This is a genomic window from Micromonospora sp. NPDC049275, assembly GCF_043197115.1.
GTDB lineage: Bacteria > Actinomycetota > Actinomycetes > Mycobacteriales > Micromonosporaceae > Micromonospora.
The window spans coordinates 617,535-630,806 of record NZ_JBICSN010000002.1; the positions used below are offsets into that span (position 1 = coordinate 617,535).

The following is a 13,272-nucleotide window of genomic DNA, read 5'->3' on the forward strand; positions in this document are numbered from 1 at the left end:
ATCAGAGCAGAGGTCCCGTCCCGGGGCCGCAGGGGCGCCGGCGGTTGCCGGCCCGACAGCGCGTACGACCTGAGCCGCGCCCGATCACGGTCTGGCGGCGGGGGCGTGCGTGGAGGAGGTTCGGTGTCGCGTCGGCCGGCTCGGGCAGAGCATCCGCGGGACACCGGTGACCAGGCTCCCGGAGACCAGATCCTCACCCTGCCCAACCTGATCAGCTTCGGGCGCCTGCTGGGCGTACCCCTGTTCCTCTATCTGTTCCTGGTGGCCCACGCGGACGTGGCGGCGGTGGTGGTGTTGGCCATCGGTGGCACCACCGACTGGGTCGACGGCTGGATCGCCCGCCGGCTGCGTCAGGTGAGCCGGCTCGGGGAGCTGCTCGACCCCCTCGCCGACCGGCTGTACATCCTCGCCACGCTGCTCGCCTTCACCGCCCGGGAGGTGGTGCCGTGGCAGTTCACGGCGGCACTGCTGGCCCGCGAGGTGCTGCTGCTCGGCTCGCTGACGGTGTTGCGCCGCTACGGGTACGGGCCGCCGCCGGTGCACTACATGGGCAAGACCGCCACCTTCCTGCTGCTCGCGGCGTTCCCGGTGCTGCTGTTGGCCACCGAGTGGAGCGCGGCGGCGACGGCGACGGCCGCGATCGGCTGGGGGTTGGCCTGGTGGGGGCTGGTGCTCTACTGGGTGGCCGGCGCGATGTACGTGGTGCAGGCGTCGCGGCTGGTGCGCGCGGCGCGCAGCGCGGGGGCGGCCGCGTGAGCGCGAGGCCGCCGGAGCGTCCCCGCCCGGATCGGGTGTACGCGCCTGACTTCCTCACCGAACTGTTCCGCAATCCCCTGGACCCGGGGTACGCCGACGCGGCGGCCGCGCGCCGGCGGGTGGCGTCGTCACCGGACGAGTCCCGGGGTTGGCCGGCTCGGGCGGTCGGCCTGGTCGTGGTGGTGGTGCTGGGTTTCCTGTTCGCGGTGGCGTATCGCCAGACGATGGCGGACGAGCCGGGGCGTGCCCAGGCGCGCTCCGGGTTGGTGGCGCAGATCAAGGAGCGGGAGAGCCAGACCGACCGGTTGTCGACGCGCGCGGACCAGCTGCGGGAGGAGGTCAGCCGGCAGCGGGACGCGGCGTTGAGTGGGCCGACCGCGGCGCGTCTGCGGGACCTGGAGGCGGTCACCGGGTTGGGTCGGGTGCGCGGTGACGGTGTGGTGGTGCGCCTGGCGGACGGCCCGGGCAACGCGGACGCGGTGACCGGTAAGGGCGCGGGGCCGTCGCAGGTGCTGTACAGCGATCTGCAGGGCGTGGCGAACGCGTTGTGGAGCGCCGGTGCGGAGGCGATTTCGATCAACGGTCAGCGGTTGACGTCGACGTCGACGATCCGTACGGCGGGTGAGGCGATCCTTGTGGATTTCCGGCCGGTGACGGGGCCGTACGAGGTGTCGGCGATCGGGCCGGGGTCGATGCGGCGCAAGTTCGAGGACAGCCGGAGCGCGGCGGTGATGCGGGAGGTCGCGCAGAAGACCGGCCTGTCGTTCGGTGTGCGTAAGGCGGAGGACCTCGCCCTGCCGGCGGCTCCGGAGCCGCAGCTACGCTACGCCAAGCCGTCGGTCAGTCCGAGTCCTTCCGGGTCGGGTGTCCGGTCCGGCAGTCCTGGGTCGTCGGGTTCGCCGGGGACCGCTAGCCCTTCCGGAGGTGGCGGATGATCGCGGTGCTGGCGTTGCTCGCCGGTGTGGTGCTGGGCGTGTGGCTTGATCCCACGGTGCCGGCGGCGTTGCAGCCGTACCTGCCGATCGCGGTGGTCGCCGCGTTGGACGCGGTGTTCGGTGGGGTCCGGGCGAAGTTGGACCGCATCTTCGACGACAAGCAGTTCGTGGTGTCGTTCATCTCGAACGTGCTGGTGGCTGGCCTGATCGTGTACCTGGGTGACCAGTTGGGGGTGGGCGGGCAGTTGTCCACCGGTGTGGTCGTCGTGCTGGGTGTGCGGATCTTCGGAAATGTGGCGGCGATCCGTCGGCACCTGTTCCGGGCGTAGGTTTGACAGCGATGAGCGACGAGCAGGCGGAGACGGGGACGGGTTGGCCGCAGCCGGCGGGGCCGGGGCGGCCGGGTGGGCCGGCGGGTGAGCCGGATCCGCGGCCGGACGCGCCGGATCCGGACGAGTTGAGTCCGTTGGCGCCGAGCGGTCCCGCCGAGGAGCCGGAGTCACCGGGTGCGGAGCCCGAGGTGGCGCCGGCCGATGACGGTGCGACGGTGGACCTGAGCGCGGTGTCGCGGGCGGGTGCGCCGGTGGACGAGCCGGTGGTGGAGTCGGCGGCGCCGGTGGCTGCGGGTCGGGCGCGGTTCAGCGCGGCGGGTGTGATGATCGCGGCGTTGTTGGCGTTGCTGGGGTTCACCCTGGTGGTGCAGTTGCGGACGACGTCGGCGGATCCGACGTTGGGGGCGACGCGTCAGGAGGACCTGGTGCGGATCCTGTCGGATCTGGATGCGCGTGAGAATCGTCTTCAGCAGGACATTCGGGCGCTGGAGGACAGTCAGCGGCAGTTGGCCTCGGGTGCGCAGGGTCGGCAGGCGGCGTTGGACGAGGCGACCCGTCGGGCGGACGAGCTGGGGATTCTGGCGGGTACGTTGCCGGCGGTGGGGCCGGGGTTGACTGTGCAGTTCACCAGCAACGGGGTCAAGCCGATCACGGCGGACCGGGTGTTGGACGCCGTGCAGGAGTTGCGGGGCGCGGGCGCGGAGGCGATGCAGATCTCCGGTGGTGACCGGGCGACGGTGCGGGTGATCGCATCGACGTACTTCCTCGATGGGGACAACGGGTCGTTGATGGTGGAGGGGCGTCGGTTGACGGGGCCGTTCACGATCACGGTGATCGGTGATCCGGCGACGATGCGTACGGCGTTGAACATTCCTGGTGGGGTGGTCGCGACGGTCCGGGGTGACGGCGGTAACGTGACGTTTGGGGAGCGTGAGGTTGCCGAGGTTTCGGCGCTGCACGTGCCGACCAAGTAGGAAACACGCCCGTCCGGTCTCCTGGCCGGCGCGGCCGCGCCGGGCCCGGGTGGTCCGGTGCACCGATGGATGAGGACGCGTCTGGTGATACCCGAGGATCTGCGATACACCGCCGAGCATGAGTGGGTGGCGGGTGACGGTACCGGTTCGATCCGGGTCGGCATTACGCACTTCGCGCAGGACGCGTTGGGTGACATCGTGTATGTGCAGTTGCCGGAGGCGGGTGCGGTCGTCGCGGCCGGTGACTCGTTGGGCGAGATCGAGTCGACCAAGAGTGTGTCGGAGATCTACGCGCCGGTGGCGGGTACGGTGGCGGCGCGTAACGACGCGTTGGGTGACACTCCTGAGCTGATCAACACGGATCCGTACGGTGCGGGTTGGTTGGTGGAGATCACTCCGAACGATCCGACGGCGACGGACGGGTTGCTGACGGCGGGCGCGTACCAGAAGATCACCGAAGGCTGAGTGTGCTTGATCCGGTGTGCGGGATGTCTGCGCGCGTCCGGTTGCCCTGCATTTCGGCGCTGGCTAGGCTCGCCCAGTCGACCGAGAAGAACCCATTAGTTGAGCGTTGCGGAATTGCCTTCCCGGGCACGGGGAGCCAGCCGCCGGGTGAACGATCGCCCGGCGGCCAGACCCGCCATTACCCGACGCCGACCGAACAGATCCGTGAGGTGGTCCCATGACGCGCCCAGACGACGAGTTCCCCCCGCTCGACGTCACCTCGACGCTCAATCTCGGCTCGCTCGACGAAGTGCTGGAAGGGCCGGACACCGATGTGGTGCCGAGCCGGATGTCCGGTTCGTTGCCGCCGGGTATGGCGCTGCTGGTGGTTCGTCGCGGCCCGAACGCGGGTGCCCGGTTCCTGTTGGACCACGATGTGACGACCAGTGGCCGGCACCCGGACAGTGACATCTTCCTTGACGACGTGACGGTGTCGCGTCGGCACGCGGAGTTCCACCGTGATGGTGGGACGTTCACGGTGCGGGACGTGGGTAGCCTGAATGGCACGTACGTGAATCGTGAGCGGGTCGAGGCGGCCACGTTGAGCAATGGTGACGAGGTTCAGATCGGTAAGTTCCGGGTGGTGTTCATCGCCGGTCCGCGCCCGGAGGAGGAGGCCGGCCGGGGGTGAACGAGCCTGCGGCCTCCACGCCACCCGGGGCGGCCCGGTCCCAGCCGCTGATGAGCATCGGTGAGGTGCTGGGTCAGTTGCGGGTGGATTTCCCGGACACGACCATTTCGAAGCTGCGGTTCCTTGAGGCCGAGGGGCTGGTGGAGCCGCAGCGGACGGCGGCGGGTTACCGGAAGTACAGCTGGGATGATGTGGCGCGGTTGCGGTTCGTGTTGACCGCGCAGCGGGACCGGTATCTGCCGTTGCGGGTGATCCGTGAGCAGTTGGCGCAGTGGGATTCGTCCGGTGAGCAGCCGGAGCGGTCGCGGCCGGCGTTGGTCGCGGTGGGGCCCGATGGTGCGGTGCCGGGTCGGGAGTCGGCGGAGCCGGCCGAGTCGTCGCAGGTGCGGCTCGGCCGGGCTGAGCTGGTGGCCCGTAGTGGGATCGACGAGTCGACTCTGGTGGAGTTGGAGCGGCTCGGTGTGCTGGTGTCGGATCCGCCGGGGTGGTATGACGCGGATGCGTTGATCATCGCGTCGGCGGTGGCGGGTTTGGCGGCGTACGGGTTGGAGCCGCGGCATCTGCGGGGTTACCGGAGTGCGGCCGATCGTGAGGTCGGGTTGTTCGCGCAGTTGGTGGCGCCGTTGGCGCGGCAGAGTGATCCGGCGGCGCGGGCGCGGGCGGCGGAGACGGCGCGGGAGTTGGTGGCGTTGTCGGAGCAGTTGCACGCGGCGTTGGTGCGGGTGGGGCTGCGGTCGACGTTGGGTCGGTGAGGGTGCCCGGCAGGTGGTGGTGGAGCGGAAAGATCTCTTCTGCGAAGCGTGCCGTAGGCTTGCCGGGGTAACCCCTTTCTGGCGCGGGCGTGGTGCTGTAGCGCATACGACGGCCGTGTTGCGGTCCGTGTACCGTGCAGGGAAGGGCGCGGTGCGGCGTAGGTGACAACGACACGGAGGCGGCGGTGCGCGAGCTGAGCGTGGTCGGAGTTCGGGTGGAGCTGCCCAGCAACCAGCCGATCGTCCTGCTCAGGGAGGTCGAGGGTGACCGCTATCTGCCGATCTGGATCGGCGCGGTCGAGGCCACGGCTATCGCTTATGAGCAGCAGGGGGTCAAGCCGGCCCGTCCGTTGACGCATGATCTGTTGCGGGATGTGTTGGCGGCGTTGCAGGCGCCGTTGCAGGCGGTGGAGATCACCGAGCTCAAGGAGAATGTCTTCTACGCGGATCTGTTGATCGGCGATGGGGTGCGGGTGTCGGCGCGGCCGAGCGATTCGATCGCGTTGGCGTTGCGGGTCGGTGCGCCGATTCGTTGTGCGGAGCAGGTCCTCAGCGAGGCGGGGATCGTCATCCCCGATGAGCAGGAGGACGAGGTGGAGAAGTTCCGCGAGTTCCTGGAGCAGGTGCGTCCGGAGGATTTCGCGGGCTGAGTGGCTCGGTTCGGTGCTGGTGTCACGGTGGGTGACGTCGGTGCCGGTTGGTGATCTTTCTCGGTGGCTGCGCGGCGTGTCGCGTCGGTTCCTCCGTGGTAACCCCTGACGGTGGCGTTAGGGTTGCCGTGTCGAGGGGTGCGCGTCGGAGGAAACGACGCGTCGCCGCACTGACGGGGAGGTTGTCCGGATGCACGAGCCGCAGGATTCCGATCCGGGTACACAGGTAGGCGAGTCGGGTGTGGTGTCGCCGGGTGCGGCGACTGAGAGTGACGGCTCGGTGGGTTACCGCGGTGTGACGGCGTGCCACGCGGTGGGCATCAGTTATCGACAGTTGGATTACTGGGCGCGGACGACGCTTGTGGTGCCGAGCGTGCGGGACGCGTCGGGTTCGGGGACGTCTCGGCTGTACTCGTTCCGCGATCTGGTGGTGTTGAAGGTCGTGAAGCGGTTGTTGGACGCGGGGGTGTCCCTGCAGAACATCCGTAAGGCGATCGAGGCGTTGCGGTCGCGGGGTGTGGAGGATCTGGCCGGGATCACGTTGATCTCCGACGGGACGACTGTGTACGAGTGTCGGTCTCCGGAGGAGGTGGTCGACCTGTTGCAGGGTGGGCAGGGCGTCTTCGGGATCGCGATCGGTGGGGCGTTCAAGGAGATTCAGGGGTCGTTGTCGCATCTGCCGGCGGAGCCGGCGGTGAGCGGCCCGGCGGAGTCGGTGGTGGGGTCCGCGTCGGATCCGGTGGGTGACGAGTTGGCGGCGCGGCGGGCGCGGCGGCGCGCGGGCTGAGTGGCGCGGCGCGACTGTCGGTGCTCGGCTCATCGACACCCGTGACAATTTTGGCTGCGGCCGTCCGATGACTGTGGGTCAGGTTGTTGGGCGCGGGTTCCGGTTGCACGGGTCGTCTGTTCCACTGTGGACACTGTGGGTTGTCTCCTGGTTGCGGTGGGTGGATCATCGGGTTGCCTGTGGTGACGGTGCGTGTGCGGCAACTGTCGGGAAACCGATAGGGGGGCCCTGACCGGAGGTCGGGGGCACGCTATGGTCCGTCACGGTCCCCGGTGCGCCGCCGTGGCTTGACGGTGTGACGTCGGTGGCCGTTGCCCCTGCGCGTCACCGCGCGCGCGACCTGTCACCCCGGAAGGAACGACCGTGACGGTTACGGAAGAGACCGCTCCCGCCTCGAATTACGACCGCATCGGCGGTGCGAGTTCGGTGAAGGCGGCCGTGGAACTGTTCTACGACAAGGTGCTCGCCGACGCAGAGTTGGCGGGTTATTTCGCCACTGTGGACATGGCGGGTCAGCGTCGGCACCTGGCGTTGATGTTGACGGTGGTGTTGGGCGGCCCGAACGAGTACACGGGTCGTGGGTTGGCCGAGGCGCACCAGCCGTTGGGCATTCCGGTGGCGCACTACGCCAAGGTGGGTGAGTACCTGATCGCGACGCTGTCCGAGTTGGGCGTTCCGGCCGATGTGCAGGATGACGTGCGGGCGGTGCTGGCGCAGGTGCAGGACCAGGTGGTGGCCGCCGGAGAGCGTCCGGGCGTCTGAGCGTGGACGAGGCCCGACTCAAGCAGAGTTGGTCCCTCGTCGCCGGGCACGGCGACGAGGTGCCGCTCTACTTCTATTCGACGTTGTTTCTGGCGCATCCCGAGACGCGGCAGATGTTCCCCACGAACATGGCGGGGCAGCGGGACCGCCTGGTCACCGCGTTGGGGCACATCGTGTCCCATGTGGACCAGGTGGATCGGCTGGTGGGTTTCCTGCAGGACCTGGGCGCGGATCACCGGAAGTTCGCGGTCCGCGCGGAGCATTATCCGGCGGTCGGTGAGGCGCTGTTGGCGACGTTGCAGCATTTCCTCGCCGAGCAGTGGACCGATGAGCTGGCTCAGGACTGGGCGGCGGCGTATGGGCTGATCGCGCAGGTGATGATGGAGTCCGCGCAGGCCGCGGAGGCGGTGAATCCGCCGTGGTGGGTGGCGGAGATCGTGGCCCATGAGCGGCGGGCGTTCGACGTGGCGGTGTTGACTGTGCGCCCGCAGTACCTGTTGCCGTTCACGCCGGGTCAGTCGATCGGGGTGTCGCATCCGTCGGTGCGGTCGTGGCGGTACTACTCGCCGGCGAACGCGCCGCGTGCGGACGGCACGCTGGAGTTGCATGTGCGGGCCGCTCCGGGGGGCGCGGTGTCGTCGCGGCTGGTGTACGGGTCGGCGGTGGGCGACCGTGTGCATCTGGCCGCGCCGGTGGGGGAGCGCCTGGGGTTGTGGTCGGCGGGTTCCAGTGATCTGTTGCTGCTGGCGTCGGGCACCGGCTGGGCGCCGGTGAAGGCGTTGGTGGAGCAGGTCGCCGCGGAGGGTTCCCGTCGTCGGGTGGACCTGTATGTGGGTGCGCGGTCGCCCAGCGAGTTCTACGACAGCGACGCGATCGACAAGTTGGCGTCGTCGTTTCCGTGGTTGACGGTGACGTACGTGGTGGGCGCGGATGTGCACCGGCCGGGTGAGTTCGTGCAGGCGGTGGACCGGGCGTTGGCCGATGGTGACTGGCGTTCGCGGCACGTGTACGTGTGCGGGTCGGACGAGATGGTGTCGCACACGGTGCAGACGTTGGCCCGTGCGGGCTACCACGAGGGTCAGGTGCACCACGAGGGTCTGGGCACGCAGTGGTACGGCTCGGCGTGGCGTACGGCGGTTCAGCAGTCGAGTGAGGGGCTCGCGGGCCCCGCTGTGGCGAACGAGAGGCGTGAGCGGTGAGCGCGACCCCGATCAGCCGGTACGACGGGATGCAGGTGTCCGGCGGTGTGCAGGTGCGGATGACCTCCGACCGGGTTCGGCGGTGGGAGTTCGGGACGGCGCCGTTCGCGCGGCGTGGTTACGACAACGCGGATGTGGACCGGTTCCGGGTGCAGGTCGCCGACGAGTTGGATCTGTTGGCGACGCAGATCGCGAACCTGCGCGCGGAGAACGAGCGGCTCACCGACCGGGTGGAGTTGCACCGGCACGGGGTGATCCCGAGTACTCCGGCGGCGGCGAAGGTGCCGGCGGCCAAGGAGGTGAATCTGCTGTCGGCGGCGCAGCGGGAGGCCGAGCAGATCATCGCGCAGGCGCACGACTACGCGCGGCGGGTCGCCGAGTACGCCCGGGTGCAGTACGAGAGTTACATGCGGGCGGCGGCGGAGGAGGCGAAGCAGGAGGCTGAGCGGGCGGTGGCGGAGTACCGCAGTTCGGCCGGGTCGAGCTTCGACGACACGGTGGCGACCCGGGAGGCGTTGCGGATCTTCGGGGAGATGATGGTGTCGCACATGCAGGCGGCGGCGCGACATCTCGACGACGGCAGTGAGCAGTTGGCGCGCACGATGGACCGGATCGCGGCGGAGACGCCGGGGGCGTCCTTCGTGGGGGGTGCGGCCGGTCAGGCGGCGTTGCCGCGTCATCACCAGCGGTGACCTCACCCGGGTGGGGTCCGCGTAGGGCGAGCCCCACCCGGGTGGCGTTTCAGTTGTCTCGTTGCTCGGGGTGCACGGGAATGACGGTCGTTCGTGTCGGCGAGGACGATGCATGGGGGAGCACGGCGTACACACCCATGCCCAGTCGGGTCAGCGCGAGAATCGCGGCGAGGGCGATGACGACTGTGATGCCGTGTCCGATGTCTGGTGCCCACAACTGGAGTTTGACGAGTCCGGCGCCCTTCCAGAAGGACGGCACCAGCCAGGCGGCGCCGGCCGCCACGGTGGCGCACGCCGCCACCTCGGCGGCGGTGGCGGCGAGTGTTCGGGCGGGCCGGGTGATGCTTTGCCGCCGGCCGCGGACCAGGCGGATCCAGGAGTAGGCCAGGGCGGTGAGCAGCAGCGCGGTGACGGCGGCCAGCCCGGCCAGGACCCAGGAGTGGATGGGGTCAGCGCTGACGGACGCGGGTGCGCCGCCGTGCAGAATGCGGGTGAGGTTGAACGCCCCGGCGCTGAGTTGGGCGTCCATCGGCAGGCCGTAGACGTTGGTCATGATGATCACGGCGAGGTTCGCGTCGGGGGTCAGCACGATGTGGGTGAAGTAGTCGGGGGTCGCGCCGGCGTGCCAGACCATGCGGATGCCCATGCCGTCGAGCGTGCTGTTCTTCCAGCCGAACCCGTAGGTGCCGTGACCGGTGGACACGGTCCCGGTGTGCATCTGTCGGGCGCTGTCAGGGCCGAGGATCCGGGTGTCGCCGTAACGGCCGCCGCCCAGCTGTGCGATGGCGTAGTGGGACAGGTCGTCGAGGCTGGCGGCGAGGAAGCCGTAAGGCACTCCGGCGGTGTCGAAAGGCGCAGCGAAGCGCTGTGGCCGACCGAGGTAGTAGCGGTGCCCGGCTGGAATGCCGATGGCGTTGGCCTCGTCGGCGGAGGCCGCGGAGTGCGTCATCCGCAGGGGGTCGAGCACGTGTCGGCGCAGGTATGCGCCGAAGGTGTCGCCGCTGACGTTCTCGACGAGCGCGCCGAGGATCATGTAGTTGGCGTCGCTGTACTGATAGGTCTGCCCGACAGCGGTGGTGGGCCGCAGGGTGGCGAGGTCACGCACGGACTGGGCCAGGCCGCCGGGGCGGTTGTCGTACCGGTCGGTCAGGGTGGTGCTCCACACCTGCGGGAGTCCGCTGGTGTGGGTGAGCAGGTGGCGGATGGTGACCGTCCGGGCGGTCTGCGCGTCACCGAGGCGCAGCCACGGGAGGTAGGTGGACGCCGGGGTGTCGAGGTCGACGCGGCCGGCCTCGGCCAGTTGCGCCACCGCCAGCGCGGTGAACGACTTGCTCGTCGACCCGAGCAGGAACGGCGTCCGTGTCGTGATCGGCCGGCCGTCGCCGTCGAGACCCCATGCGCCCCGGATGAGCACGTCGTCGCCGCGGACGACCGCGTACGCCAGGCCGGGCGCTTTGATCTTGTCCATGTAGGCGTGCAGGTAGTTCTCGCCGGCGGTCAACTCGTCGGCGGTGGCGACGCGGGGAACCGCGGGTGGGGCTGCGATCGGAGTGGCCGCCGTGGCTACCGCTAGAAGGGCGGCGGCGCCGGTCAGGCGCCGAGTGTGTGTCCGAAGTCGAGCCCATGTGGTCATGTCGCAGGTCCTCCCCGGCTCGGCACGTCAACCGATCTGACTCAGGAGCTTTTCCAGCGCGGCCAACCGCTGCCGGACTTCGCCGAGTTCGTCGCGCACGCCCTTGAGTTCGTCCGCCACGGCGTGGGCGCTGTCGGCGCTGCGCTCGGCGAGTACCCGATAGCCCGTCTCACGGGCCGTCCCGTGGCGGGCGCGGTAGAGGCCGATCGCGACGAAGGCGGCGATGGCGATCACCGTCACCACGACCACCGTCGAGGCGATGGTGGAGGTCTGCGCCATGTCTGAGGCCACCTGAGGGGTCATTGCTCACTCCCGTTCTACGGCCGGCACCGGGCCGGTCAGGGTCTGCGCGGCAAGCGCGATCGCGTCCAGGTCCAGGGCCACGGTGAACGGCACGGCCTGGACGTACTTCACCGAGCTGCCGTCGGGTGCTGTCACCAGTTCGCCTGTCACCAGACCGGCCGCCTCCAACTTCTGCAGGTGCATGTAGAGCAGCGGCCGGTTCATGTGCAGGCGTCGTGCCAGTTCGCTGACGTAGGTGCGTCCCTGGACCAGGGACGCAAGGATCCGAAGCCGGTGCGGGTTGGCCAGCGCGGCCAGCAGCGGCACCAACTCGTCGCCGGTCGGCGGGGTGCCGCTCATCCAGAAATTCCCTCCTCCGAGCGGCTGTCAGATTTCTCTGACACCCGGCGTCAGAAAAGTCTGACAGGGAGGGTTCGTGGTGTCAACGTCGGGGCGGCGACCGCGCCCACGCACGTGAAGCCGCCCGGCGCTCCCCAGCGCCGGGCGGGAGGAAGGCCGCAGGGCGGCGGGGTGCGCCTCAGAGGGCGGCGGCGCGGATCGCCTCGGCGATGGGTGTCGGTCCGCCCACGAGTTCCAGTGTCGCGCCGGCGGTGGCGGGTTCGTCGAGCAGGGCCGCGAGGACCACTGCGACGTCGGCGCGGCTGATGGCGCCGCGGCCGGCGTGTGGGGTGAGGGTGACCTGCCCGGTGGGTTCGTCGTCGGTGAGCCGGCCGGGTCGCAGCACCGTCCAGGTCAGGTCGCGGGTGCGTAGGTCGTCCTCGGCGGCGCGTTTGGCCCGCAGGTAGGCGGCCCACACGTCGTCGGTGCCGACGGCGGGTGGGGTGTCCACGCCCATGGAGGAGACCAGCAGGTAACGGTGGACGCCGGCCTGGGTGGCGGCGTCGGCGAGCAGCGCGGCGGCGGCCCGGTCGACGGTGTCCTTGCGGGCGGCGCCGCTGCCGGGGCCGGCCCCGGCAGCGAAGACCACCGCGTCGGCGTCACGCAGGTGCGCGGCGACCTCGTCGACGTCGACGTGTTCCAGGTCGCAGACGACGGGTGTGGCGCCGGCGGCGCGCAGGGCGTCGGCCTGGTCGGGGTTGCGGATCAGCCCGACAGCGGTGTCGCCGCGGTCGGCGAGGTGCCGCTCCAGCAGCAGGGCGATCTTGCCGTGGCCTCCGGCGATGACGACGCGCATACGCCCAACCTACCTTCAGCGGCGGCCTTGACCTTGACCGTGGGGCAACCCCCAGCCTGGTGCGTGCCGGTCGGGGTGACCGGCGCGAGGAGGATGCCGACGTGGAGCTGTTGACCATCGGGGCGTTCGCGCACGCGGCGAGGCTGACGCCGAAGGCGTTGCGCCTGTACGACGAGGTGGGGCTCCTGCTGCCGGCGGCTGTCGATCCCGAGTCCGGCTACCGGCTCTACGACCCGGCGCAGGTGCCGCTGGCCCGGTTGGTGGCCCACCTGCGTCGCATCGGCATGCCCCTGGCGACGATCCGCGTCGTGTGCGCCCTGGAGCCCGCGGCGGCGGCCGAGGCGGTCGCCGCGTACTGGCGGCGGGTCACCGACGACACGTCGGCGCGGGCGCGGCTCGCCGCCATCCTCGTGGATTACCTGTCCGAAGGGGGCACCACCATGTCGCAGACCAGTCCCACAGTTGCCGTCCGCTGTGTCGCCGCCTGTGAGACGGGGGCCGTGCGCGACAGCAACGAGGACGTCGCGTACGCCAGCGAACGGTTGTTCGCCGTCGCCGACGGCATGCGGGGGCCCGGTGGCGCTGCCGCCAGCGCCGCCGCCATCGAGGCTCTGCGGCCGTTGGAGCTCACCGCCGTGCCGGCCGTCGAGCTGGTGACGATGCTGGCGGGGGCGGTGACCGACGCCGACAAGATCGTGCGAGGGCTGGCGACCGGCGAGCACCGGCCGGCGACGACACTTACCGCGCTGCTGCGCAGCGGCACCCAACTGGCGTTGGTGCACGTCGGTGACACCCGGGCGTACCTGCTGCGCGACGGGGAGATGGCCCTGCTGACGCAGGACCACACCTGGGTGCAGGCCCAGGTGGATCAGGGCCGCCTCGACCGTGACGAGGCGGGCGCGCACCCGCAGCGGGCGCTGCTGGTGCGCGCGCTCGGCGGCGGTCAGCAGGTCGAGGCCGACCTGGCGTTGCGCACGGCGCTGCCCGGTGACCGGTACCTGCTGTGCTCCGACGGGCTGTGGGCTGTCGTCGACCGGGTCGCCCTGGCCGCGACGTTGCGCGCGGCGGCCGATCCGCAGGACGCGGTGCGGGACCTCGTCGCCGCGGCGCGGGCCGCGGGGGCGCCGGACAACATCGCGTGTGTCGTCGCCGACGTCGTCGCGGTGTGAACGTCGACGGGGTGTTCGG

General features: G+C 70.3%; 16 protein-coding genes and 1 pseudogene. 13 read left to right on the forward strand and 4 right to left on the reverse strand.

The window, feature by feature from the left end; all coding sequences use genetic code 11:
- The first annotated feature begins 123 nt into the window (after window positions 1-123).
- The 12 genes and pseudogenes from ACGFIE_RS08250 (at window position 124) to ACGFIE_RS08305 (ending at window position 8,974) form a co-directional block, all read left to right on the forward strand.
- Window positions 124-756 carry a CDP-alcohol phosphatidyltransferase family protein gene (locus tag ACGFIE_RS08250; protein WP_393292361.1) on the forward strand — a complete coding sequence of 211 codons (633 nt, stop codon included), beginning with the start codon at window positions 124-126 and terminating at the stop codon, window positions 754-756.
- Entirely contained in the window at window positions 753-1,691 is a 939-nt protein-coding gene (locus tag ACGFIE_RS08255; protein WP_393292364.1) for a DUF881 domain-containing protein, read from the forward strand. Before ACGFIE_RS08250 ends, ACGFIE_RS08255 begins: the two co-directional genes overlap by 4 nt.
- The gene (locus ACGFIE_RS08260; protein ID WP_007460356.1) at window positions 1,688-2,020 is read left to right on the forward strand and encodes a small basic family protein; all 333 of its coding nucleotides are present in this window, start codon (window positions 1,688-1,690) and stop codon (window positions 2,018-2,020) included. The genes ACGFIE_RS08255 and ACGFIE_RS08260 overlap by 4 nt, the downstream gene beginning before the upstream one ends.
- A gap of 11 nt (window positions 2,021-2,031) precedes the next feature.
- A pseudogene (locus ACGFIE_RS08265) lies at window positions 2,032-3,070 on the forward strand (DUF881 domain-containing protein).
- A gap of 11 nt (window positions 3,071-3,081) precedes the next feature.
- Entirely contained in the window at window positions 3,082-3,462 is a 381-nt protein-coding gene (gene gcvH / locus ACGFIE_RS08270) for a glycine cleavage system protein GcvH (protein ID WP_363686170.1), read from the forward strand.
- 217 nt (window positions 3,463-3,679) lie between these two features.
- Complete coding sequence (locus tag ACGFIE_RS08275; RefSeq protein WP_007071101.1) at window positions 3,680-4,132, forward strand: FHA domain-containing protein; 453 nt, start codon at window positions 3,680-3,682, stop codon at window positions 4,130-4,132.
- Between the two features lie 50 nt (window positions 4,133-4,182).
- Window positions 4,183-4,884: a MerR family transcriptional regulator gene (locus tag ACGFIE_RS08280; RefSeq protein WP_193376631.1), complete on the forward strand. Its 702-nt coding sequence runs from the start codon at window positions 4,183-4,185 to the stop codon at window positions 4,882-4,884.
- A gap of 185 nt (window positions 4,885-5,069) precedes the next feature.
- Window positions 5,070-5,534, forward strand: a complete 465-nt coding sequence (locus ACGFIE_RS08285; RefSeq protein ID WP_007460347.1) for a bifunctional nuclease family protein — start codon at window positions 5,070-5,072, stop codon at window positions 5,532-5,534.
- 190 nt (window positions 5,535-5,724) lie between these two features.
- The gene (locus ACGFIE_RS08290; RefSeq protein WP_393292367.1) at window positions 5,725-6,321 is read left to right on the forward strand and encodes a MerR family transcriptional regulator; all 597 of its coding nucleotides are present in this window, start codon (window positions 5,725-5,727) and stop codon (window positions 6,319-6,321) included.
- Window positions 6,322-6,684: 363 nt separating this feature from the next.
- A complete protein-coding gene (locus ACGFIE_RS08295) occupies window positions 6,685-7,083 on the forward strand; it encodes a group 1 truncated hemoglobin (protein ID WP_363685815.1) in 399 nt (132 codons plus the stop codon).
- Between the two features lie 2 nt (window positions 7,084-7,085).
- Window positions 7,086-8,282, forward strand: coding sequence for a globin domain-containing protein (locus ACGFIE_RS08300; protein WP_393292369.1), 1,197 nt, complete (start codon window positions 7,086-7,088; stop codon window positions 8,280-8,282).
- Window positions 8,279-8,974, forward strand: coding sequence for a DivIVA domain-containing protein (locus tag ACGFIE_RS08305; protein ID WP_363685819.1), 696 nt, complete (start codon window positions 8,279-8,281; stop codon window positions 8,972-8,974). Before ACGFIE_RS08300 ends, ACGFIE_RS08305 begins: the two co-directional genes overlap by 4 nt.
- A gap of 49 nt (window positions 8,975-9,023) precedes the next feature.
- Here the strand turns inward: ACGFIE_RS08305 and ACGFIE_RS08310 are convergent, their stop codons facing one another.
- The 4 genes from ACGFIE_RS08310 to ACGFIE_RS08325 all read right to left on the reverse strand — a co-directional run bounded on the left by ACGFIE_RS08310 (window position 9,024) and on the right by ACGFIE_RS08325 (window position 12,084).
- A complete protein-coding gene (locus tag ACGFIE_RS08310; protein WP_393292371.1) occupies window positions 9,024-10,607 on the reverse strand; it encodes a serine hydrolase domain-containing protein in 1,584 nt (527 codons plus the stop codon).
- Between the two features lie 27 nt (window positions 10,608-10,634).
- Complete coding sequence (locus ACGFIE_RS08315) at window positions 10,635-10,886, reverse strand: hypothetical protein (RefSeq protein WP_393292373.1); 252 nt, start codon at window positions 10,884-10,886, stop codon at window positions 10,635-10,637.
- A 27-nt stretch (window positions 10,887-10,913) separates the two neighbouring features.
- Window positions 10,914-11,249, reverse strand: a complete 336-nt coding sequence (locus tag ACGFIE_RS08320; protein ID WP_393292376.1) for an ArsR/SmtB family transcription factor — start codon at window positions 11,247-11,249, stop codon at window positions 10,914-10,916.
- A gap of 178 nt (window positions 11,250-11,427) precedes the next feature.
- Window positions 11,428-12,084 carry an SDR family oxidoreductase gene (locus tag ACGFIE_RS08325; protein ID WP_393292378.1) on the reverse strand — a complete coding sequence of 219 codons (657 nt, stop codon included), beginning with the start codon at window positions 12,082-12,084 and terminating at the stop codon, window positions 11,428-11,430.
- Window positions 12,085-12,185: 101 nt separating this feature from the next.
- Between ACGFIE_RS08325 and ACGFIE_RS08330 the strand changes: the two genes are divergently transcribed.
- Window positions 12,186-13,253, forward strand: a complete 1,068-nt coding sequence (locus tag ACGFIE_RS08330; protein ID WP_393292381.1) for a MerR family transcriptional regulator — start codon at window positions 12,186-12,188, stop codon at window positions 13,251-13,253.
- Window positions 13,254-13,272: the final 19 nt, after the last annotated feature.